Genomic DNA, 21,665 nt, shown 5'->3' with positions numbered 1-21,665 from the left:
GATATTTAAGGAAGATTTAAGATTAGTTTAAGTTTAAGCAAATGTTAGTAGCTTATAATACTTATAAGGAGGAAGAAATATGCTAACAGTAAATAACTTAAATAAAAATTTTGATGAAAAAATTATCTATGAAAATTTAAATCTCGAATTAAAAAAAGGAGAAATATTTGCTTTAATAGGGCCAAATGGGATTGGAAAGACCACACTTATCCGCATGATGCTTGGACTTGATATATCCTATGAAGGAGAGATTAGTAAAGGCCAATATAAAATTGGATATAGTCCAGAAACTCCAAACTTTCCAGAAATCTTAACAGGCAAAGAATTTTTAGACCTTATCAAATACCACCATGAATCAAACGATAATATTGATGAATTGATGAAAAAAGTAGGTTTAAATCCAGCTAATAATACTAAAATTTTAAATTATTCCAAGGGGATGCTACAAAGACTAGCAGTAGCGCAGTCATTAATTGGCAATCCAGATGTAATTTTACTAGATGAACCATCAAGTGGACTAGACTTTTTTGGACAAATGGCCATGCAAGATTTAATAAATGACCTAAAATCATCAGATAAGGCTATACTTTTAAACTCTCACTTACTCTATGATGTAGAAAAAATAGCAGACAGAGGTCTTATAATTATGGGACCTAATAATTTTAAAAAATTTTCTAGGGATGATTTTAAGGAAAAACCACTTTCCCAAATATTTTTAGACTTTGCAAAGGAGATAGGCTATGAACCTCACTAAGTTACATATAAAAGAAAATTTAAGCAAATCATCATTTATAATTTTTGCTATAATAGGATTAATAATAACATTTTTAGCTAGAGGAATGGAAGTTACTGCTCCAGGAATGAATACTAGTGGAGATATCGGAAAATACGGAATTCAATGGACGATTATAAGTTTAATATCTTCTTTGGCTGCAGTGACACTATCTACAGGAAGCTTTAAAAAATATTTAACAAGTGATTTACCAGATATCTTAAGTGTCCATGGATTAAAGCTTAAAAAACAAATTAGCCAAATATTTAAAGCGGATGTCTTTATAAGTATGGTTATGGGCATACTGCTTCTAATCGGAATGCTTATAAATATTATAATACAAAAACCCAAAATAAGTCCTGTTGGTTTTTTACTAGCCATATTAATTTATCTGATTACTATATTTGTAGTAAACTTATTGATGGGCATTTTAAATTTACTATTTAATCCTGCAGCTGGGGCCTTATTTGGAATATTTTTTGTAATAATTGGTGTACTTAGAGGATTGTTAACTTTTATTTTAGAAATGCAAGGTGGCATTATTGCAGAAATTATGGTTAGGGTTTTATATATATTCCCACCTATAGATGATTTTGGAAAGATTGCTCGTGATTTATTTTTAGGGGAATTTACTAATATGAGATTACTAGGGCAATGCTTGCTTTATGTATGGATTTTAGTAGGTATATATTATTTAGTAAAGAAATGGAAGGTAGGAGATGAAAAATAAAATAATTTATTTCTTAGTTGGCGCTTTCCTAATAATTTTTAACTATCAAAATCGCATAACTACCATTGATGAAACTACCCTAGATTTAATAGAGGAAGTAAATACTTATAATACTGAAAAGCTATGGCCAGAGTTTAAAAATAAAGATTATATGAAAGATATTAGGTATAATTTTAATAAAGAGTTTAGATATGACCATGGGAAAATTATCAAAAAAACTCCAGACCAACCAGTAGCAAGTATTGAAGCTTTAAAAGAAGGAAATAAACCATTAATAAAGGCTGTGCCCTTTGAAAAATTTAGAGATATTACTGACCAAGGAGCTTCTACAAAAGCGAGTCTACAAAGTAAATATAAATCAGTTATAATTCATGAATCCTTTCACTGCTTTCAAATGGATCATGGACTAAGTGAAGTGGTAGATATTCTAGATAATAATATTGATTATAATAACCCAGCTTATGATAAATTTATAACGGTATGTAAGAAATTAAATGAAGATAAAACTTATAAAAAACTTTGGGAAGATGAGTATAAGGCTTTGCTATTTTTGTATGAAAATAAAGATGCTAGCGAATATAAAATTGCAAAAGATAAGCGTTTATCTTATGTAAAAACAAATTTTCCTAGTGAATATAATTATTTTGTAGAAATGGAAAATTATAAGGAATTTATAGAAGGAACAGCAAGATTTGTAGAGGAAAAATACATGGTTGCTATAGCAGATGACCCTTATATAAAATATAGTGATAGAGTTTTTAACAGTATTGATGAGTCATATTACTCGAAAGGCTCTTTAAAGGCTAAAATATTGGATAAACATTATTCAAGCTGGAAAGAGAATTTAGATTTTAGTAGAAAGAATAATTTTGATCAAATGTTTAAAAAAGGAAATAATTTGTGAATGAGAAAGTTTTAGTAGTTGATGATAATGATGAAATCTGCAATATAGTTACTCTTTATCTAGAAAATAGTAGTTTTAAGGTATTTGAAGCTAAAAATGGAAAAGAAGCATTAGAATTTTTAAAAAACGATAAAATCTCTTTGATGATACTTGATATAATGATGCCAGAAATGGATGGGATAGAAGTTTTAAAATCTATTGGCAATGACAGAGATTTTCCTATAATATTTTTATCAGCCAAATCCAGTGTAAAGGATAAGATAGAAGGTTTATATCTTGGTGCGGATGATTATTTAGCAAAACCCTTTGATCCAGCAGAGCTGGTGGCAAGGGTTATTGCGCTTTTAAGAAGAAATAACCGCAGGTCTAATAATATTATAAAAGTAGGGAGTTTAAGCTGGGATAAGGATAAAAGGCTTATTTATAAAAATAAAAATATTTTAAATCTTAGATCTAAAGAATATGAACTTTTAACAATGTTTATGACCACTCCTGGTAAAGTATTTACTAAGCAAGAAATTTATGAAAATTTGTGGCAGTCATATTATTTTGAGGACGATAATACAATTATGGTTCACATATCAAATCTTAGAGAAAAAATAGAAGATAATCCTAGAAGCCCGACAAAAATAATTACCATAAGGGGTCTAGGTTATATGCTTAGGAAAGAAGAATGAGTACGAAAAAAAATATTTTCAAAAATTCTATTATTTTTATAGTAGTATTTATAGTAGCAACGGCCTTATTTTTTACTAGCCTATCAAAAATTTTAAATGATAATACCTTTGATAATGTTTTTGGTGAATATATACCAACTTCTGATAAGATTGATGAAAGTTCATTAAATTGGGAAAAAATAGCAGAACTTGATGGGTCTGGCTTTGTAGTTGATGGCAATAAGGTAATAAGGACTTACAATAAAAATTATAACAAAGAATATTCAAGTTCTCAGCTTTTAGATTTTGTAACTCTTGGCGAGGAGGGTCAAAGTACCTTTGTTTTCAATACCTATGATGGAAACAAGCTTTTTTTAAGTTATCCAAATGATAAAGTTTCCACAACGGTAAATTTTAACCTAAATAAGGGCAAAAGTACTCTTAAAACAAACGTATTAGTATTTTTATTGCTAATTGTTAGTACCTATATTTTAATAATATACTTAATAGTCCGCTGGCTATCCTATAAAATTAATAATGAATTAGCAGAAATCTATAAAAAGCAAGAAAGAGATAGGGATATTTTATTTAAAGGTATTGCCCATGATGTAAAAACCCCCCTAGCAGTTATATTATCTTACACTAAGGCCTTGGATGAAAACCTAGTTATTAATGAAAAAAGAGAATTATATCTTAAGAGCATTGAAAGAAATGCGGCAATTTTAAATGATAGAGTAGATGAGCTCTTAGAATTTTCAAGTATTGATAACTTTACGATAGAAAAAGAAAATAAAGATATTTTAGAACTTGTTCGTAGATACGTTGGAGATAATTACTCATATTTTTTAGATAATAATGCATGTGTAGAAATACTTTTCGACGAAAATGATAAATTTTTTGCTTGCGTGGATGAAAAATTATTTCAAAGAGTACTTCAAAATTTATTACAAAATTCAATAGATCATAATAAAGAAAATGTTGTAATTTCAATTGATTTTATAGATGACAAACTTATCATAAAGGATAATGGTAGGGGCATAGACCCTAAAAATATAGAAAATATTTTTGACCCACTTTTTACCGAAGATTCTAGCCGCCAAGGAGAAAAACTTCGTGGCATGGGTTTATCAAATGTTAAAAAAATTTGTGAGCTTCATAACTGGAAAGTTTACTATAAAAATGGCTTTGTAATCAGCTTTTAGTAAAGTATAGTAATTCTCTAGTATACAAGGAGGGGCCATGAAAGAAAAAAAAGATACAAAAGTAGTAGTAGGTATCAGCGGTGGGGTAGATTCCTCAGTAGCTGCCCTACTTTTAAAAGAAGAAGGCTACGATGTAGTTGGAATATTTATGAAAAACTGGGATGATACGGATGAAAATGGTGTTTGTACTGCGGAAGAAGACTTTGAAGATGCAGTAGCCATTGCCAACCAAATAGGTATCCCATATTATTCAATCAACTTTGAGAAAGAATATTACGATAGGGTATTTACCTACTTTTTAGATGAATACAAAAAAGGTAGGACACCAAACCCTGATATCATGTGCAATAAAGAAATAAAATTCAAGGCATTTTTAGACTATGCCAAAAATCTTGGAGCTGACTATGTAGCGACTGGCCACTATGCAAGAGTAGATAGGTCAGGGGATGAAACAGTAATGCTACGTGGTGTTGATAATAACAAAGATCAAACATATTTTCTAAGCCAATTATCCCAAGACCAAATCAAAGATGTCCTATTTCCAGTAGGAGAATTAGAAAAATCTGAAGTAAGAGAAATAGCAAGAAAACATAATTTAGCAACAGCAAATAAAAAAGATTCTACGGGGATTTGCTTTATAGGAGAGCGTGACTTTAACGAATTTTTAAGCAACTATATGCCAGCTCAACCAGGAGATATAGTAGATACTGAAGGCAATGTTTTAGGTAAACACGATGGACTTATGTACCATACTATTGGCCAAAGACGTGGTCTTGGTATAGGTGGAGATGGTGCAGCATGGTTTGTTTGTGGTAAGGATTTAGATAAAAATGAACTTATAGTTTGCCAAGGAGCAGACAATCCACTTTTATTTTCAAATAAACTTCATGCAAGTGAATTTTCTACCTTCACAGATAAAAAAATCCCAACAGAATTTGACTGCACAGCTAAATTTAGATACCGCCAAAAAGATATAAATGCCCATGTAAAAGTTTTAGATGACAATCATGTCGAAGTGACATATGATGATACCAAGGCAGTAACTCCTGGCCAAGCAGCCGTATTTTATATGGATGAAGTTTGTATAGGATCTGCAATTATTGATGAAGTATATAATGATAACAAAAAACTAAAATTGTAGTATTATTTATTAAAATTTTTAATAAAAAACTATTGTATTTTTGGGGGGAGGTGCTATAATTTGCTTAAGAAGGCAAGTTAAGAGGAAAATAAAATAAAAAAAATATTCTCAGCTGCTACTTTAAGCTTACTTTTAATCCCAAGCTTAACAGCTTTTGCAGGAAGTCATGATAATTATGGATTCAGTTTTACAATGGGAGCGACAAACTTTACACAGTATACTACTAGTAGAGTTAAGAACGAAACAACACCAATTTATTGCAGGGTAGACGCAGCTAAGCTCAATACTAAAAGTGTCAAACTTGCAGCTGTTAGAGGGGATTATAAAGAATCAAAATATACCCCAGTAACTTATGTTTATAGACCAGGAACTTACTATTTAAGTAGTTACATCAGAGAAGACTTCAATAGCGGAAGATCTTCCATAAGTACTGCAAGAATTAGATGTCAAAAATACGAAACTTTTGGATCCGCAGATATATCTGGGGTTTGGTCTCCTGATTCTTATAGATAAATTATAATAATTCTTGCCTTCTTTAAATATAAATAATTTTTTTGAGGTCAATATGAAAAAAAGCATATTCTTAATATTTTTAACTTTATCACTTTCTTCCTGTTCCGTCAACCAAACTGATAATGAGAGTGAACATAATAAAAGTGAAGTTATACATGATTTAGATGAAGATGAAAAAAATGAATTAGAGAGATTAGCTAAACATAAGGACAATGGTGTTTACCATTATACAACTTATGATAAAGATAATGGAACGGTTATTTCTGATGAAGTATACGGTGAAAGCGATGACTATAAATTTCGAATTGATAATAATGAAGTATATCAATTTAGAGATAAGAAAAGTTCGACAATAGCAAATAGTAAAAATAATCTATACTATGAGAATATATTAAGTGATAATAGTTTAGAAAATGATGATAGCTATAGTAATTTTTATAATGATTTGTATCAAAAAGGTAAATTTGATTTAGTAAGTAATAGTAATTATATTACCCTAGAATTTGATAATGGAGACTATAGAAAGTATGATGCAAATTCTTTAAATCTCATTGAAGAAACCTTTTCATCTGAAGGAATGTTACTTATTAAAATTTTGGAGTCTTATGATTCAGATGTAGAGAAATCTTATGATAAATACTTTCACGTAATTGAAAATATGACACAGACAGATGATGTAGGGAAAGTAACTGAAAATGAATAAGAAGCGAATTATATTATTTTCAATAGGGATTTGCATACTTCTATTTATTTTTAGAGTATATATAGTAAATAGAAATTTTCCTCAAAAAGACTTTATCCAGGCTGTGAATATAAATGAAGAAGTAAATTGTGATGATGTAAATATAAAAATTTTAAATAGCCAAATAGAGAGTATTGATCCAGAGGGTTTCCCTATTGCATCTATTAGTTATAGCATAGAAAATAAAACAAATAAAGATATTGATTTATCAGAAATTTATAATAAGCTATCTTTGTATTCGAATTACGATAAAGCTGATATTCAAAATATAAATTTGGGATTTGATAATAGCCAATTTAAAAACACCTATAATCAAGATGAATTAGTATTAAAACCAAGACAAAATAAAATATTTTATTTCAATTATTATTTATTAAAAGATACAGAAAAATATAATAACTTTGTATACATAGATAATAGCCTCTATGCTAATGATTTTAATCAATATTTAAACGACGGTACACTTTTATATAAAATTATAAATCTAGGAAATATATATGAACAAAGCGATTCTAATTAGAATTTTCAAAAGAAACAGATTATTTATACTTTTACTCGCAACTATATTAATTAATTATCTAAATTTTTTGAATGTTAATAATGAGCAAACCTTTGTAAATTTTGTTCCTCTTCAATCAGCATGGAATATGAATATGATGATTACAGGAGAGTCTACTATTGGTGGTATGCTGTATATGTTTCTATCTTTTTTAATGGCTAGTTTACCACTTAGTGATATTTTAGTAGAGGATAGAAAAAGTGGATTGAGGAATCAAATTTTATTGAGAGTAAGCAAAAGTAATTACTATAAGAACATATATTTTTATAACTTTTTATTTGGAGGTTTATTTTTGATATTTCCATTAATTATAAATCTCATGCTATGGATGATGGTAAGACCTTTATTTGCTATGAACTACATGAGTGCTAGTTTAATTAATCAAGCGTTCTTAGCAGACTTGTTCGTAAAATCACCATATATGTTCTTTATAGTACATTTATTTTTAGTATTTTTAACTGGTGGTATTATATCTAGTTTATCACTAATAATAAATGATAAGTTTAATAGTTTTTATGTCGGTGGCATAGTTATCCTTATTTTGGATGTAATAGCATCAATTTTAAATCAAATATATGTATTTCAAACTAAAAACTACACAGTGTCCTTTTTAGGTTTGAAAGAATTAGTAATTAATCGTGTTTTGCCAGATAATATAATAAATTGGATTTATATTTTAATATTATTTATTTTGCCAATTGTATATTTAAAAATTAAGTCTAAAGAAGAGATTGTATGAACTTACTTATTAGAGATCTTAAATATCAAATAAAAAAGATTAAATTCACTACATTGGCTATGATTTTAATTTATTCGTTTATGATATTTCTTGCGAATATGTATGCTGATGGTTCATCAATATTTGAACATTTTTTTAAGTATTCATTTATAGATGTAGGTATGGTTAGAAACTTAAATGAATTTTTTATACCTAGTCACTGGCTACTTTTGCATCTTATTCCAGTATCTAGTTTGATTTTAATAATTATTAAAGATCATTATGACAATGGTATTTATAGTTTAATAAAAGTAAAGAATAAAACTACTTACTTTTATTCAAAAATTATCGCATCATCAATTATTAATTTAATTTTAATTACTTTATTTATAGTGGTTTTATTTATATGGGAGAAATTTAGTAATAATTACAATCAACAATATACAATATTTTTTACAAGAATTATGTTTTGTTTAATATTAGAAAATATAATACTTACTTTTTTAGGGGTGCTAGTTGCGTTAAAATTTTCTACTAGATTTTCTTTATTTTTCTTGCTATTAAATTCATCATTAGCGATGCTTACTAATTTTCCATACATAATTGGTCAAGCAAGCTTAGGATATAAACAAGACTTTTTAGGGGGAGAATTTAAGTTAACTAATAATATAATATATTTACTAGTAGTATTAGCTATAACAGTTATATTTTCTTATTTTTATTTTAGTAAGTACAATTTTTATGGAGATGAAAAATGATAGAAATAATAAACCTGTATAAGTATATTTCAGGAAAGTTAATACTAGATGACATCAATTTAAATTTAAAAGATGGGTCTGTATATGGCTTTATAGGCAGAAATGGTTCTGGGAAAACTATGCTATTTAGAGCTATTTGCGGTCTAATAACTATAGATAAGGGTGAGATAATAATTAATGGAAATAAAACTAGCGATAATGAAATTACACAAAATATAGGGCTGCTTTTAGAAAATCCATCTTTTTTAAATGGTTTATCCGCTTATGATAATCTTAAAATGATAGCAAGTATTAGAAGGGTTGTAGATGATTCAAGAATTGATGATGTAATTGATATTGTAGGCTTAAGTCAAGCCAGAGATAAAAAGTATGAACAATTCTCTCTTGGTATGAAACAGAGACTTGCTATAGCGAATGTAATAATGGAAAATCCAAATATATTAATATTTGATGAACCTACAAATGCTATTGATGAGCAAGGAATTATTGTTCTTAAGGAAATTATAAAAAATGAAAAGAATAAAGGTAAACTTATTTTAATAGCTAGTCATGAAAAGGAAATCATTGAAGAACTTTGTGATGAAGTTTACTATATGAGCGAAGGTAAACTTACTACCAAATCTTAACTTAGTATAGTAATATAAAAAATTCTATACATGATATTATAATATAAATTCTCACGTGAAAGTAACGTGAGAATTTTTAATTTAAAATTTAATTTATACAACTATGATTGTGCGACTTTATCTATGGATTTCTTAAGTTAGAAATTACGTAAATATTAGTTGAGAAATTATTCATAATTGAAAAATATGAACAACTAATTTTATATTTAAATTTGCTAGATTTGAGTATATTTCATGTAAAATATAATAACTAAATTCTAAAATAATATGAAATTTTGATATTTAAAAATATTAATCTTATAGTATGACAATTGTATCAAAGTAGTATAGTATATTATGATACCAAGGCAGTAACTCCTGGCCAAGCAGCCGTATTTTATATGGATGAAGTTTGTATAGGATCTGCAATTATTGATGAAGTATATAACGGGGAAACTAAGCTAAAAGTTTAATTTTTATGAAAGATTGATATATGATAATAGAAAACGACTATAGATTTATTGGATCTGATATAAGAAAAATTAGAGAATCAAAAGGTATTACTCGTAAGGAAATAGCTGAAAATATATTTATTTCTGAAGAGACTATAAGAAGGATAGAAAAGGGGGACAATGACCCTAGAATTTCTACTTTAGTGCCTATTTGTAACTATATTGGTGTTGATATTAAGGATTTAATAAGCGATAGGCAATTTGAATATAATAATTTATTATCATTAAGAAAAGATATAGGAAACTTATTAAATAATGCTTCTGTAAATAAGGCTAAGCTACTGATAAAAAGTCTGGATGATTTTGATTTTTCTAATAATCTAGCCAGAGAAAGGGAACTAAAAGCCACAAAGCATTATTTTAATGGTTTACTAGCTATAAAAAATAATGAGAGGGAAGAAAATCCTTCTGAAGAGCTAGAAAATGCTTTGTCAGATTTAAATTCAAGATTTAAAATAAATAAGTTTAAGAATTATAAATATGATGATTTTTCTCTTAGGATTCTACTAGCTCTTGCAACAAGTGAATACAAAAAGGGAAATTTTGACCTTTATAGAGATATCATGGCGGAAATGAATGCTTATATAAATACTTCTATAGATAATTATTTTTTATTCTGTTATAACCTTGCAATTTTTTATACTAGAAATGAAAAATATGAGCAATCTATAAACATATGTAAGCAAGCAATAGCAAATGCAAGGAAAATAGAAGATACAACCTATTTAAATATGATTTATTATGCCAAAGGTTTGAATCATTTGTATTTGTATGAGTATGATAAAGCAAAAGAAAGCTTTGATTATTGTAAAATTTTAACTAATATTTTTGCATCAGATATAATAATAACAAGTTTATCTAGTGAAATAGATAATTTAATGCTAAAAAATAAATAATATATAATATAAGAATCCACAAAAGTGTGTATTTAAATCATTTTTTCTATATGCTACTATTAAGTCAACAAGGAGGTAGGAATATGAAAAATTTAAAAAAAGCAATCGTAGTAACTTTCTTATTAATTTTAACTTTTAGTCTAAACCTAAATAAAGGAAATCAAGAAGTAGCTGATAATTTAGATGATCACATTATCGATATACTTTATCTAGCGTAAGAGTATTGAAACATAAGCAATTAAAAGTATAGAAAAAAGATTTGTAGATAGAAGCAATTAGATAATTAATTATCTAGTTTACCTCCTTAGTAAATAGCTTTTATCTATTATATTCTGCACACAGTAAGGAGATAATTATGAAAAAAAGTAAAGTTTTAGCAAGCGCATTATCCATAGCACTATTATCAAATACAGTTTTACCAGCAACAAAAATGGCTCAAAAAACTCCAACATTATCAAGTGTAGCATATGCTGCTGAAGAATCAAGTCAAGCAAAAGAAGCAAAAGATAAATTAAACTATCTAGGTAGTCTAATTGAAGGGCTTGAAAATATAGCTGGTGGCCTTTCTGGCAATCCATTAAGCTGGTTAAAAGAATTAAAACGTGCTTATGAACTAACAAGTAAATTATTAAACGGTGCTATCGGCAGTGTATCTGATTTAACAAAAAGTGTTATCCCAAGAATTGATTTACTAATAAATGTAGCAGAAACAATAACAGCTGATGCAACAGAGCTAGCGGATAGCGAACAACAAGCTCACGTAATTGTAGGATTTTCTGTAACACGTGCTCTCCTAAAAGCAACAAATATCTTTGAAAAAGAAGATGGCTTAAACAAAGCTTCTGAAAACTTAACAGCTTCATTAGAAAAAGCTCGTGAGATTCCAAAACTAACAGATGATTCAAAAAGAACTCACTACACCCTTCAACAATTAGACAGAGCTTTATCAAGAGCAAAAGAAGCTAGAAATAAAGAATTAAAAAATAAACTAGATCCAAATGAACTAGCAGAATTTGATTTACTAATAAAAAAAGCTACAGATGTAAGAAGAAATAACTTTGCAACAGTAGCAGAAGTAAAAGCTATCAGTGAAGAATTAGTTGCTAAGACAGAAGAAGCTTACAAATCTATCCCAGAAGGTGAAAAAACTGCAAATAAATCTACAAAACTAGCCCTAGAAAAAGACATACAAGCTGCAAAAAACCTACGTGACTTTAGCTTAAAAGGCAAAGTAGATGCAAAAGTTATCCAAGAGCTAAATAGAGAAATTGCAGATGCTAATAGAGTATTAAACAACAGCAGAGCAACAATAAATGAAGTAGAAGCTGCAGATGAAATTATTGTAGCGGCTACTAACAAAGCTTTAGGAAAACTTGAAGAAGTTCAGACAAAAGAAAAAGCTGAAGAAATTCCAGTTGAAGAAGTTGAAGAAAATGACGAAACACCTTCTGTAGAGGTACCAGTTGTTAATGAAGAAACTGCTGAAGATGAAGAAATCGAAGAAGAACTAGAAGCTGAAACAGAAGAAGTTCAGCCAGAAGAAGAAACTCCAGTAGAAGAAGCAAGCGAAATAGCTGAATAGTATACAAACAAAATTCATATAACAGTCCTCAATTATTTAAAACCTCCTTTATATAAGGGAGGTTTCTTTTTATTTTAAGAATTGGGTATATTTCAAATAGAAGAACAAATTAAGGAGGTACATATGAAAAAGATTACTAAAGCATTTTTACTAGCGTCCCTTATAGCTATGCCAGTAGGAGTTAGTCAAGCAGCACCAGCAGATAATAATGATTCAGTTGTTTTAAATCAACAACAACATACTTTTACCCTTGATGGAAAATTATACAGGCCTAGCGGATATACAACTAGTTTTTCTCCAATATATCCAGATTATGATGGTGTGATAAATGATAAGAGCTTTGGTGTTAGAAAAGATATTAAATACAAAAGGGGAGAAGACCCTAATACTGTTTTAGTAGAAGAGGATACCTTTGTAGGGATATATACAAATGAAGATTATCCAAAAGATAAGATTCCAGAAGAAGTATATAGGGCAACCTATGAAGTAGTTAAAGTAGATAAAGCAAAAAATGAAATTAGATTTAAAACTGTTGAAGCAGGTAATGATTATGTTAAAAAAAATCTTTCAAAGTCTATTTATATAGCAGATTTATCAAATTTTGATAATATAGATTTAAAACCAGGTGATCAAATTAAAATCTGGCATATGTTCCCAACTAATGGTTATGAAGAGATGTTTATACCAGAAGTATATAAATCTGAAATTACCAAAAAAGTGCCAGACAATAATATGACCTCTACAGAAATTTTAGCAAATAAACTTTTTGATAACTTAGTAGAATCAGAAGCAGCAGCAATCCTTGTAGAAAATATTCATTCTTTAGATGTAGCAAGTAGAGAAAGCTTGAAAGATTCTATAAAAGAATCAGATATAATTATTAAAAGAGGATATAAGGCTCTACTAACAGAAGAAGAGCGAAAAGCAGATGATAATTCAAAGGCTATTATAAAAGTTATCCAAATTAAGTATGGCAAAAAACTTGAAGCGGAAAAGGATAAAAAACTAGCACTTTCTATCTATGACAACATGATAATGGCAAATGCTGGTAGAAAACTTTTAAATGACTATCCAAATATCGCCAAATCTATAGAAAAAACTCTAAAACCATCTGTAGAAGAGTCAGAAAAACTAGTAGATAGGGCTCTTAAAACATTAAAATAAAATTTAACACGAATTTAACATCTCCTTTGTTATTATAAAAGCACGATAGGAGGTATATATGAAAAAATTAGCAACCCTAGCACTGGCTATACTTGTTTTACCAAGTGCAAATACATTTGCAGCTAGTGAAAATGATCAAATGAATAACCAATCAAAAATTGAAATGACTAGTGAAAGTAAAGATGAAAAAGAAATCCAAACTGACCTTTATGAAGTAACTGAGGTTTTTGAAGGTACAGTTACATTAAAATTTGTACAGGCTTTAGATGGAAATATGACTCCATCTTATGATGGAGCAGAATTTAATGTTCCAAAAGAAAAATTTGCCGATAAGGAAATAGATGTAGGTGATAGATATAAAATCAGCCATGATGACATAATAATGCCATCAAATCCAGCCCAATTTGGTAAAATTTATTCAATTGAAAAAGATGACCAAGCTGACAATACAGAGAATGAAACAAAAGAAGAAAAAATTAAAGATCATTTTGTGGTAGAAAAAGTAAATGAAGATGGCTATACTATTGCAGATATAAAAAACAATGATAATAAATATATCATCAGCAAAAAAGATGCAAAAAATGTGGACTTAAATGTAGGTGATAAATTAGAAATCACCCACAATGGAGTAGTTATGGAATCTTATCCAGCTCAATTTGGAAAGATATTTGAAGTAAAAAAATATGATGACCAAGATATAGATAATGAAAAGAAAGACGAAAAAGTAACTGAAAATTTTATAGTAGAAAAAGTAGCGGATGGTGGTTATACTATTTATAAAAAATCTGATAAGGAAAATAAATATTCTATAAATAAAGAAGATGTAGCAGACATGGATCTTGCTGTGGGAGATGAACTAGAAATAACTCACACAGGCCTAGCAACTAGATCAATTCCTGCTCAGTTTGTAGGTGATATTGAAATCAAAAAAATAAATAACAGTAAAACACCAGCAGAAATTAAAAAATCTGATGCAAAAATGTCAACAGATTCAAAAGATAATACTACACCAGCTAAAAGCGATGAGAAAAAAGACCAAGCTTTACCAAATAAAAATGTAGTTACCAACTCTATGACAGATAGAAAGGGCGGAGCAAATCCAAAAACTGGTATTCTTTCATCCATGGGAGTCCTAGGAACAGCTGGAGCAGCATCTATCTTAGCTAAAAAAACTAAAAAATATTAAAAAATATTAAAAAATAAACCCTTGTGATTTTCACAAGGGCTTTTTTTATATATCAATCTCTAAAACTATTGGTGTATGGTCTTGGCGTTTGCCAGAATCAATCATATCTGAACGTGTAATTTTATCTTTTATCCTATCACTAACTAAAAAATAATCTATTCTCCAGCCTGAATTATTTATCTTACTGGTTTTTACTCTTTGAGCCCACCAAGTATATTTACCTTCTACATCACCATGAATATATCTAAAGGTATCTATAAAACCATGTCCTAAAATATGAGTAAATCCTTCACGTTCTTCATCTGTAAAACCTGGTGACCTATGATTATTTTCAGGATGAGCAAGATCAATGGGAGTGTGAGCTACATTAAAATCTCCAGCAGCAATAACTGGTTTTTCCTTATCAAGTTTAGCTAGATAAGCTGCATATTTTCTATCCCACACTTGCCTGTCATCTAGTCTAACTAGTTCATTTCCTGCATTTGGTGTATAAACCTGGGTAAAGTAAAAATCATCAAATTCTAAGGTAACCATTCTACCTTCTAAATCCATAGGTTCTGGTGCATCTATAATAGGGAAATTACTATTAATATCTAATTCCTTTTTAAAAAGTGTCATGCAACCAGCATAGGATTTGCGGGCTCCTTCACTAGAGTTTACATGTACATAATTATAATCTGGAAAAAATTCTGCTAGCTTTTCCTTATGTTTTTTTGATAAACCTGTTTGTGGTAATTTAGTCTCTTGGAGAGCAATTACATCAGGGTCTTCTTTTTTTATAGTTTCAAAAACTTCACGAGTCATGACAGCTCTATTTGAATCACTGGTTAAAGCCGCATTTAGTGAGTCTATATTCCATGAAATAAATTTCAAATTAATCTCCTTTACTGGGGTAAGTTATAAAATCATTATAAAAGTTACTAGGTTTTATTGCAAGTTTAGTCAAAATTAAAGCATTAGATGATATAATGAATATAGGTAAATATTTTTAAAAACTAAGGAGGTCTTATGGAAAATTCACATGGTTTAGAAATCATTTCAAGTGTATATGATTATTTGGAAAGGTTTAACTATATAAAAGAATCATTAGAGATTGGCTGGGGAGAGCTAGGCCGTTTTTATGATCTAAATTTAAAAGAAACTGAAATGCTAATAAGAGAAGCATATTTTAGACATGGGCTTATATCAAGTGGGGTTGGTAATCAAGACTTTTTTATAGCAAACCAAGATTATCCAACTATGAAAAAAACTTTATTTTCTCTAGTTGATAAGGGCTTAATTGAAATAGATACTAAAAATGAAGATGGAGATACCTTTTACTATAGCTATTTTGTAACTGAAGAAGGTATGGATATATATAATGATATTATTGATAAATACGATAAACTTTTGGAAGGCTATGAAAGAGATAAATCTAATCTAGTAGAAAGTTACGGGCAAGTAATAGATAATCTTAATTATCTTTTAGATGATCTAAGAGTAGTTACAAGTAAGAAGAATATAGAAGCAATCAATGAAGCTCAGCTAAGAGCTATGGAAGATATGTTAAATGATGCTGATAATATTGCCCAAAATGAACCAGATGGTTTTTACCACGGTGTAGCAAGTGTCTATAGGCAAATGCTTATTGAATATAACAAAAGATTGGCCCAAGATTATGAAGATGTAAAAATGGGCATGATAGATCCTATAGAAGGAAATAATATAGTAGTCCACGCCTTAGTATTAGAAGATGGCAAGTATGTAGAAAAAGAATTTTTATTCTTTGGCAATGATGTCAAAAAATATAGGGACATTACTTCCTATAATAACTAAAATCAAGCACCCAAGGGTGCTTTTTTTGATGTTTATATCACTATTTTGGGTAATATACATAAAGGAAGCTAAAGGAGGATTTTATGAAAAATAAAATTTTAGCACTAGGACTTAGTTTTACTTTTTTATTTGCAATAAGTCCTAAAACATACGCAGACAATGATATAAAAATTGATAAAGAATTAACACAAACATCAGAAAACGAAGAACATAGCTATATATTTAATGTAACAAATATAAGTGAAAGCCAAGTTACCCTTTCATATGCCGGGGAAAATCGTGACGATGCTGTAGAAATTAGCACAGATGATCAGTATAGCAACATTACCTTGGGAAAAGAGTTTTTTGAAGATAATGTTAGCTTAAAAGATGAATACCAAATCAAAACTGATAAAAATATCCATGAGTTAAACAAGGATAATATCAAAAAAGAAGACTTATCTTTAATCCAAAAATACGAAAAACCTGTAAATATGGATATAGATAAGCTACCAGAAAATACTGAAACTATAGAAGTAGAAGTAGGTGAAGTATTTGCTAATGACCCTATGTATACATCAGCAAATGTTTTTGAAACTGGCAATAAAGATAATGTTTATTCAATAAGTTTTGATGACCTAAGAGATGAAGCACCTCAAGTAGGAGATAAATATAAAATTTATTGGGATGGCATAGTTATGGAATCATATCCTGGTCAATTTGGAGAAATTTACAGGGTAGAAAAGCTAAACCAGGTTTTAAAAAATAATATAGTAACTAATGAATTTGAAATAGTACAAATTATAGAAGGCGAAAAATTAGTACTAAAAGATACAAAAAGTGGTAAGTCTTATGAAGAATCTATCGATATTCTTGAAGATACAAATCCTAAAGTAGGAGATAGGTATTTAATCTCCTATAATGAAGATGAAGATGGTAAAATAGGAAAGATTGAAAAAATCGAAAAATGGATGAGAAAAGAAGTAGAAGAGCCAGCTAAAGAAGTAACCCAAGTAGAAAAAGAAGATACAGATAATGAAGAAGAATCAGTAGAAGTAGAAAAAAATGATAAAAAAGAAACTACAAAAACTGAGCCAGTAAAAAAAGAAGAAAATAAGGATAAAGAAAACAAAACAGTAAATGGAATAAAAAATAATCCTGGTACAGGTGTCACACCAGTAGCTCCACTTTTAGGAGTAATGGCAGTTAGTGCAGGTTGGTTAAAAAAGAAAAGTAAATAATATTTAAAATGCAGGATTATCCTGCATTTTTTTGTGCAAAAATCTATGCTATAATAAAATTATGAAATTACAAGCATTTGAAAGTATAAGAGTTGATAAATATATCTCCGATGAGTTTGAAGAAATCCCTCGTGAGAAGATAAAAACTTTTATAAAGAATAAAAAAATAAAAGTAAATAATAAGGCTATAAAACCAAGCTATAAACTAGAAATAGATGATGAAATAGAAATAGACGATGAGCTTTTTGAGGTTCCAGAAATAAAGCCAGAGGCAATGGATTTAAAAATAGTTTATGAAAATGATGACTATGCAGTAATAGATAAAGATGAAAATGTAATAGTTCACCCTGCAGGATCCATAATAACTGGTACTTTGGTAAATGGTCTTTTAGATAGATATGGCTATGAAGGTTTATCTCACATCGGTGGAGATGATAGACCAGGCATTGTCCATAGGCTAGATAAGGATACAACAGGGCTAATGGTAATTACAAAAAATAATGAGTCCTATAAATATATGAAAACTCTTTTTGAAACAAGAAAAGTGGATAAGGAATATATCGCCATAGTTCATGGTAATTTTGATAAAAAATCGGGAAGGATAGAAAATTATATGGATAGGGATATAAAAGATCGTAGAAAAATGGCAGTAAGACCTTCAGGTAGAATAGCCATAAGTGAATACGAAGTGATAAAAGAAGTGCAAGGTTTTTCTTTAGTTAAAATTCACATTATAACCGGTCGCACCCATCAAATTAGAGTCCACATGACCCATTTAAACCACCCACTTGTAGGAGATCCTGTATATGGCAATGTAAAAACCAATTTTAACCTAGACCATCAATTACTACATTGTAGGTACTTGGGATTTACTGACCAAAATGGAGACTATGTAAGCTTTGAGGCCAAGCCTCACGAAACTTTTTTAAAATATCAAAATGTCTTAGGACTTGGAGAATAAGATGTATTCAAAAACAAATACTTGCTCTTTAATAGGGCTTGCTGGAAACTTAGTAGAAGTAGAATCGGATATTACTTCTGGCCTGCCAGCATTTTTAATTGTAGGTTTGCCAGATTCTTCTATAAAAGAATCCAAGGAAAGAGTTAGAGTTGCTATTAGCAATTCTGGTTATTCCTTTCCTCCCGGAAGAATTACTGTAAATTTATCTCCAGCAGATTTAAAAAAAGAAGGAACTCAGTTGGATTTACCTATAGCAATTTCTCTTTTAAGTTCCATGGGAGTTATAACTTATCCATATGAAGATTACATATTTTTAGGAGAACTAGCCCTTGATGGACGCATCATGCCAGTAAAAGGAGCTCTTGCCATGGTTATTTCTATGCGTGAGCTTGGCTTTACTAAATTTATAATAGCGGATGAAAATAAGGATGAGTGTGCAATTATAAGTGATGTGGACATACTTCCTTTTAAAAATTTAAATGAGATAGTTAATTTTTTAAATAAAGAAACAGAAGTAAAACCATATCAAATAGACCTAGCAAAAGTAAATAATGAAGTAGCCTATGACCTAGATTTTGCAGATATAAAGGGCCAAGAAAGCTTAAAACGTGCCTTACAAATTGCAGCAGCAGGTAACCATAATCTATTAATGATAGGCCCACCAGGCAGTGGCAAAACTTTTTCGGCCAAACATTTGCCAACAATCTTACCTGATATGAGTTTTGATGAAAAAGTAGAAGTAACTAAAATATATTCTATAATGGGCCTTCTTGATAAGGGAGGTCTTGTAAATGAAAGACCCTTTAGAGCACCCCACCACAGCGCAAGTGAAGTAGCTTTAATTGGTGGAGGACATTCTATACCAAAACCTGGAGAAATTTCTCTGGCTCACCGAGGAGTTTTATTTTTAGATGAGTTTCCAGAATTTAATAAAAAAACTATAGAAGCTTTAAGAGAACCATTAGAAAACAGAGAAATAAATATTTCTCGTGCCCAAGCAAGCTTAAAATATCCATCCGATTTTATTTTAATAGCAGCTATGAATCCATGCCCATGTGGTAATTATGGTAATCCATTAAAGGAATGTACTTGTTCGCAAAATGAGATTAGAAGGTACTTAAATAAAATTTCTGCACCGATTCTAGATAGGATAGATATCCATATAGAAATATCTCCTGTAAAATATGATGATTTAAAAAGTACGGCTTATTCCAAATCTTCAAAAGAATTAAAAGAAGAAGTAATAAGAGCTAGAAAAATCCAAGAAGACCGTTACAAAGATGAAAAAGTATCTGCAAATTCAGAACTTTCTACAGCTCAAATGAAAAAATATATAAAACTTAGCCCAGATGTAGAAAAAATAGCCAAAATGGCCTTTAATAAATATAATTTTTCTGTAAGAAGTTTTAATAAAATTATAAAAATGGCAAGAACCATAGCAGATTTAGATAATAGTCAAGAAATAGAACAAAAGCATTTGCTAGAAGCAATTAGATATAGGACCCTTGATGGGAAATACTGGGGAGAATAATGGTTGATCAAAGAGATATTGTAAGAAATATTGATAAATTTATCTATGATTTATTCGACTATGCACTTTTTTATAGGGCAAGTGATATTCATATAGAGCCTGAAGAAAATTATGGCCGAATTAGGCTTAGAATAGATGGTAGACTTGATGAAGTTTTAAGGATAACTAGGCAAAATTATGAAATGCTAGTTTCAAAACTAAAACTTTTAGCAAATATGGATATTAGTGAAAGTCGTAGACCCCAAGACCAAAATTTAAAATTAAAAGCCTATCCCAACATTGATTTTAGAGTTTCTGTAATTGGAACTATCAACGGAGAAAAGATGGTAATAAGAATCTTATCTCTAGGTAAATTTAGGCAAAGGGCAAATCTTTTAGGTTTTAGCGAAGAATCAAAATTAGCTTTAGATAAGGCTTTAAAAAATCGTTCTGGCATGCTTATTTTCTCAGGACCAACAGGATCTGGTAAGTCAACTTCCCTTTATTCACTCTTAGAAAACCTAAATAATGATTTTGAAAATATAATCACAGTTGAGGATCCTGTGGAATATAATATCCCAGGTATTAATCAAATAAATATAAATGAAAAGATAGATTTTACCTTTGCCAAGGCTCTGCGCTCCATTTTAAGGCAGGACCCAGATATAATTTTAATTGGGGAAATAAGAGATTACGAAACTGCGCAAATTGCTATTAGGGCTGCTATAACTGGTCACTTAGTTTTAACAACCCTTCATACTAATAATGCCTTATCATCTATTATTAGACTTAAAGATTTGGGAGTAGAAAATTATTTATTATCCTCTGCTATCAATGCAGTTGCTAGTCAACGCCTAGTAAGAAAACTTTGTGATTGCAAAATACCAGATAAAATGACAGACTTAGAATATAATTTGGCTAAAAAATATATAGATATTGATAGAAATAAAGAAATTTATAGGCCAAATGGTTGCCCAAATTGCAACGAAGGCTATAGGGGAAGAGAAGCTTGTGAAGAAGTTTTTATTCTTACAGATGAGTTTAGGGATATGGTTAGAAACAATCAAATAGACTTAGTAAGTGTAAGTGACTATGCAAAAACCAACAACTTTAAATCTATGGTTTACAATGGACTAGTTAAAGTCTTTGAAGGTTCAACAAGCTTTGATGAACTTATTAATGTTATGTATGATCAGATATGATTTTACAGAAGTGGTATTTTATGTTTATTTAGACAAAGATAAGTAGTATTTTCGTCTAATTTTATACAAAATAATATATTTAAATTAAGTAACTAACTTTTTTTAGTCAAGTCCATAATATTGTGCTAGTAAATTTCACGCAATATTATGGACTTGACTCATTTTTTAAGTTTCTTATTTGATATTATATTTAATATTATAGTTTCGTAAAAAATTTAACAAAATGGTTGTAAAAAGTTGGGGGTATGTTATTATAAATACAGGGATTATAGCTACAAGAAAGGAATCAAATTATGAATATAAAATCTAAAAGTTAT

23 protein-coding genes and 1 pseudogene are annotated in these 21,665 nt (G+C 29.3%); 23 read left to right on the top strand and 1 reads right to left on the bottom strand.

All coding sequences use genetic code 11. The features are described from left to right. Nucleotides 1–79 precede the first annotated feature (79 nt). The 18 genes and pseudogenes from ACCQ40_RS04505 (at nucleotide 80) to ACCQ40_RS04420 (ending at nucleotide 14,640) form a co-directional block, all read left to right on the top strand. Complete coding sequence (locus ACCQ40_RS04505) at nucleotides 80–754, top strand: ABC transporter ATP-binding protein (protein WP_410032791.1); 675 nt, start codon at nucleotides 80–82, stop codon at nucleotides 752–754. Beyond that, complete coding sequence (locus tag ACCQ40_RS04500; protein WP_410032790.1) at nucleotides 741–1,502, top strand: hypothetical protein; 762 nt, start codon at nucleotides 741–743, stop codon at nucleotides 1,500–1,502. Before ACCQ40_RS04505 ends, ACCQ40_RS04500 begins: the two co-directional genes overlap by 14 nt. Continuing rightward, a complete protein-coding gene (locus ACCQ40_RS04495) occupies nucleotides 1,492–2,406 on the top strand; it encodes a hypothetical protein (protein ID WP_410032789.1) in 915 nt (304 codons plus the stop codon). Before ACCQ40_RS04500 ends, ACCQ40_RS04495 begins: the two co-directional genes overlap by 11 nt. Further along, a complete protein-coding gene (locus tag ACCQ40_RS04490; protein WP_410032788.1) occupies nucleotides 2,403–3,083 on the top strand; it encodes a response regulator transcription factor in 681 nt (226 codons plus the stop codon). Before ACCQ40_RS04495 ends, ACCQ40_RS04490 begins: the two co-directional genes overlap by 4 nt. Continuing rightward, on the top strand, nucleotides 3,080–4,264 hold the full coding sequence (locus ACCQ40_RS04485) for a sensor histidine kinase (protein WP_410032787.1): 1,185 nt from the start codon (nucleotides 3,080–3,082) through the stop codon (nucleotides 4,262–4,264). Before ACCQ40_RS04490 ends, ACCQ40_RS04485 begins: the two co-directional genes overlap by 4 nt. A gap of 37 nt (nucleotides 4,265–4,301) precedes the next feature. Continuing rightward, nucleotides 4,302–5,405, top strand: coding sequence for a tRNA 2-thiouridine(34) synthase MnmA (gene mnmA, locus ACCQ40_RS04480; protein WP_410032786.1), 1,104 nt, complete (start codon nucleotides 4,302–4,304; stop codon nucleotides 5,403–5,405). A 192-nt stretch (nucleotides 5,406–5,597) separates the two neighbouring features. After that, nucleotides 5,598–5,918, top strand: coding sequence for a hypothetical protein (locus tag ACCQ40_RS04475; protein WP_410032785.1), 321 nt, complete (start codon nucleotides 5,598–5,600; stop codon nucleotides 5,916–5,918). A 52-nt stretch (nucleotides 5,919–5,970) separates the two neighbouring features. Then, nucleotides 5,971–6,621 (top strand): hypothetical protein, encoded by a 651-nt coding sequence (locus ACCQ40_RS04470; RefSeq protein ID WP_410032784.1) that lies wholly within the window; start codon nucleotides 5,971–5,973, stop codon nucleotides 6,619–6,621. Further along, nucleotides 6,614–7,180: a hypothetical protein gene (locus tag ACCQ40_RS04465; RefSeq protein WP_410032783.1), complete on the top strand. Its 567-nt coding sequence runs from the start codon at nucleotides 6,614–6,616 to the stop codon at nucleotides 7,178–7,180. Before ACCQ40_RS04470 ends, ACCQ40_RS04465 begins: the two co-directional genes overlap by 8 nt. Continuing rightward, the gene (locus ACCQ40_RS04460; RefSeq protein WP_410032781.1) at nucleotides 7,158–7,958 is read left to right on the top strand and encodes a hypothetical protein; all 801 of its coding nucleotides are present in this window, start codon (nucleotides 7,158–7,160) and stop codon (nucleotides 7,956–7,958) included. The genes ACCQ40_RS04465 and ACCQ40_RS04460 overlap by 23 nt, the downstream gene beginning before the upstream one ends. Further along, the gene (locus ACCQ40_RS04455; RefSeq protein ID WP_410032780.1) at nucleotides 7,955–8,695 is read left to right on the top strand and encodes a hypothetical protein; all 741 of its coding nucleotides are present in this window, start codon (nucleotides 7,955–7,957) and stop codon (nucleotides 8,693–8,695) included. Before ACCQ40_RS04460 ends, ACCQ40_RS04455 begins: the two co-directional genes overlap by 4 nt. Continuing rightward, nucleotides 8,692–9,321 carry an ABC transporter ATP-binding protein gene (locus ACCQ40_RS04450; RefSeq protein ID WP_394011956.1) on the top strand — a complete coding sequence of 210 codons (630 nt, stop codon included), beginning with the start codon at nucleotides 8,692–8,694 and terminating at the stop codon, nucleotides 9,319–9,321. The genes ACCQ40_RS04455 and ACCQ40_RS04450 overlap by 4 nt, the downstream gene beginning before the upstream one ends. A 326-nt stretch (nucleotides 9,322–9,647) precedes the next feature. Further along, a pseudogene (locus tag ACCQ40_RS04445) lies at nucleotides 9,648–9,773 on the top strand (aminomethyltransferase beta-barrel domain-containing protein); the annotation flags it as partial. A gap of 20 nt (nucleotides 9,774–9,793) precedes the next feature. Continuing rightward, the gene (locus ACCQ40_RS04440) at nucleotides 9,794–10,708 is read left to right on the top strand and encodes a helix-turn-helix domain-containing protein (protein ID WP_410032779.1); all 915 of its coding nucleotides are present in this window, start codon (nucleotides 9,794–9,796) and stop codon (nucleotides 10,706–10,708) included. Nucleotides 10,709–10,791: 83 nt separating this feature from the next. Beyond that, nucleotides 10,792–10,926 carry a hypothetical protein gene (locus tag ACCQ40_RS04435; protein WP_394011952.1) on the top strand — a complete coding sequence of 45 codons (135 nt, stop codon included), beginning with the start codon at nucleotides 10,792–10,794 and terminating at the stop codon, nucleotides 10,924–10,926. 137 nt (nucleotides 10,927–11,063) lie between these two features. Beyond that, complete coding sequence (locus ACCQ40_RS04430; protein WP_410032778.1) at nucleotides 11,064–12,290, top strand: CAMP factor family pore-forming toxin; 1,227 nt, start codon at nucleotides 11,064–11,066, stop codon at nucleotides 12,288–12,290. Between the two features lie 123 nt (nucleotides 12,291–12,413). After that, nucleotides 12,414–13,454 carry a hypothetical protein gene (locus ACCQ40_RS04425; RefSeq protein WP_410032777.1) on the top strand — a complete coding sequence of 347 codons (1,041 nt, stop codon included), beginning with the start codon at nucleotides 12,414–12,416 and terminating at the stop codon, nucleotides 13,452–13,454. Between the two features lie 58 nt (nucleotides 13,455–13,512). Then, on the top strand, nucleotides 13,513–14,640 hold the full coding sequence (locus ACCQ40_RS04420; protein ID WP_410032776.1) for a hypothetical protein: 1,128 nt from the start codon (nucleotides 13,513–13,515) through the stop codon (nucleotides 14,638–14,640). Between the two features lie 45 nt (nucleotides 14,641–14,685). Here the strand turns inward: ACCQ40_RS04420 and ACCQ40_RS04415 are convergent, their stop codons facing one another. Beyond that, on the bottom strand, nucleotides 14,686–15,513 hold the full coding sequence (locus ACCQ40_RS04415; RefSeq protein ID WP_410032775.1) for an exodeoxyribonuclease III: 828 nt from the start codon (nucleotides 15,511–15,513) through the stop codon (nucleotides 14,686–14,688). 135 nt (nucleotides 15,514–15,648) lie between these two features. On the opposite strand from ACCQ40_RS04415, the gene ACCQ40_RS04410 reads away from it, so the two are divergent. From ACCQ40_RS04410 to ACCQ40_RS04390, 5 genes are all read left to right on the top strand, one after another. Continuing rightward, the gene (locus ACCQ40_RS04410; protein WP_410032774.1) at nucleotides 15,649–16,455 is read left to right on the top strand and encodes a hypothetical protein; all 807 of its coding nucleotides are present in this window, start codon (nucleotides 15,649–15,651) and stop codon (nucleotides 16,453–16,455) included. Nucleotides 16,456–16,538: 83 nt separating this feature from the next. Beyond that, nucleotides 16,539–17,675 carry a hypothetical protein gene (locus ACCQ40_RS04405; protein ID WP_410032773.1) on the top strand — a complete coding sequence of 379 codons (1,137 nt, stop codon included), beginning with the start codon at nucleotides 16,539–16,541 and terminating at the stop codon, nucleotides 17,673–17,675. A gap of 61 nt (nucleotides 17,676–17,736) precedes the next feature. Beyond that, nucleotides 17,737–18,636: an RluA family pseudouridine synthase gene (locus ACCQ40_RS04400; RefSeq protein ID WP_410032772.1), complete on the top strand. Its 900-nt coding sequence runs from the start codon at nucleotides 17,737–17,739 to the stop codon at nucleotides 18,634–18,636. Nucleotide 18,637: 1 nt separating this feature from the next. Then, nucleotides 18,638–20,167, top strand: coding sequence for a YifB family Mg chelatase-like AAA ATPase (locus tag ACCQ40_RS04395; protein ID WP_410032771.1), 1,530 nt, complete (start codon nucleotides 18,638–18,640; stop codon nucleotides 20,165–20,167). Then, complete coding sequence (locus tag ACCQ40_RS04390; RefSeq protein WP_410032770.1) at nucleotides 20,167–21,348, top strand: GspE/PulE family protein; 1,182 nt, start codon at nucleotides 20,167–20,169, stop codon at nucleotides 21,346–21,348. Before ACCQ40_RS04395 ends, ACCQ40_RS04390 begins: the two co-directional genes overlap by 1 nt. Nucleotides 21,349–21,665 lie beyond the last annotated feature (317 nt).

Source organism: Anaerococcus cruorum (assembly GCF_046365495.1).
Lineage (GTDB): Bacteria > Bacillota > Clostridia > Tissierellales > Peptoniphilaceae > Anaerococcus > Anaerococcus cruorum.
This window is presented reverse-complemented; position numbering and strand designations above follow the sequence as displayed.

Excerpts from the sequence above, each read along its gene's own strand:
- ACCQ40_RS04505 (WP_410032791.1), top strand. The coding sequence starts at position 80 with ATGCTAACAGTAAATAACTTAAATAAAAATTTTGATGAAAAAATTATC.
- ACCQ40_RS04500 (WP_410032790.1), top strand. The coding sequence starts at position 741 with ATGAACCTCACTAAGTTACATATAAAAGAAAATTTAAGCAAATCATCA.
- ACCQ40_RS04495 (WP_410032789.1), top strand. The coding sequence starts at position 1,492 with ATGAAAAATAAAATAATTTATTTCTTAGTTGGCGCTTTCCTAATAATT.
- ACCQ40_RS04485 (WP_410032787.1), top strand. The coding sequence starts at position 3,080 with ATGAGTACGAAAAAAAATATTTTCAAAAATTCTATTATTTTTATAGTA.
- mnmA (WP_410032786.1), top strand. The coding sequence starts at position 4,302 with ATGAAAGAAAAAAAAGATACAAAAGTAGTAGTAGGTATCAGCGGTGGG.
- ACCQ40_RS04475 (WP_410032785.1), top strand. The coding sequence starts at position 5,598 with ATGGGAGCGACAAACTTTACACAGTATACTACTAGTAGAGTTAAGAAC.
- ACCQ40_RS04470 (WP_410032784.1), top strand. The coding sequence starts at position 5,971 with ATGAAAAAAAGCATATTCTTAATATTTTTAACTTTATCACTTTCTTCC.
- ACCQ40_RS04465 (WP_410032783.1), top strand. The coding sequence starts at position 6,614 with ATGAATAAGAAGCGAATTATATTATTTTCAATAGGGATTTGCATACTT.
- ACCQ40_RS04460 (WP_410032781.1), top strand. The coding sequence starts at position 7,158 with ATGAACAAAGCGATTCTAATTAGAATTTTCAAAAGAAACAGATTATTT.
- ACCQ40_RS04455 (WP_410032780.1), top strand. The coding sequence starts at position 7,955 with ATGAACTTACTTATTAGAGATCTTAAATATCAAATAAAAAAGATTAAA.
- ACCQ40_RS04450 (WP_394011956.1), top strand. The coding sequence starts at position 8,692 with ATGATAGAAATAATAAACCTGTATAAGTATATTTCAGGAAAGTTAATA.
- ACCQ40_RS04440 (WP_410032779.1), top strand. The coding sequence starts at position 9,794 with ATGATAATAGAAAACGACTATAGATTTATTGGATCTGATATAAGAAAA.
- ACCQ40_RS04435 (WP_394011952.1), top strand. The coding sequence starts at position 10,792 with ATGAAAAATTTAAAAAAAGCAATCGTAGTAACTTTCTTATTAATTTTA.
- ACCQ40_RS04430 (WP_410032778.1), top strand. The coding sequence starts at position 11,064 with ATGAAAAAAAGTAAAGTTTTAGCAAGCGCATTATCCATAGCACTATTA.
- ACCQ40_RS04425 (WP_410032777.1), top strand. The coding sequence starts at position 12,414 with ATGAAAAAGATTACTAAAGCATTTTTACTAGCGTCCCTTATAGCTATG.
- ACCQ40_RS04420 (WP_410032776.1), top strand. The coding sequence starts at position 13,513 with ATGAAAAAATTAGCAACCCTAGCACTGGCTATACTTGTTTTACCAAGT.
- ACCQ40_RS04410 (WP_410032774.1), top strand. The coding sequence starts at position 15,649 with ATGGAAAATTCACATGGTTTAGAAATCATTTCAAGTGTATATGATTAT.
- ACCQ40_RS04405 (WP_410032773.1), top strand. The coding sequence starts at position 16,539 with ATGAAAAATAAAATTTTAGCACTAGGACTTAGTTTTACTTTTTTATTT.
- ACCQ40_RS04400 (WP_410032772.1), top strand. The coding sequence starts at position 17,737 with ATGAAATTACAAGCATTTGAAAGTATAAGAGTTGATAAATATATCTCC.
- ACCQ40_RS04395 (WP_410032771.1), top strand. The coding sequence starts at position 18,638 with ATGTATTCAAAAACAAATACTTGCTCTTTAATAGGGCTTGCTGGAAAC.
- ACCQ40_RS04390 (WP_410032770.1), top strand. The coding sequence starts at position 20,167 with ATGGTTGATCAAAGAGATATTGTAAGAAATATTGATAAATTTATCTAT.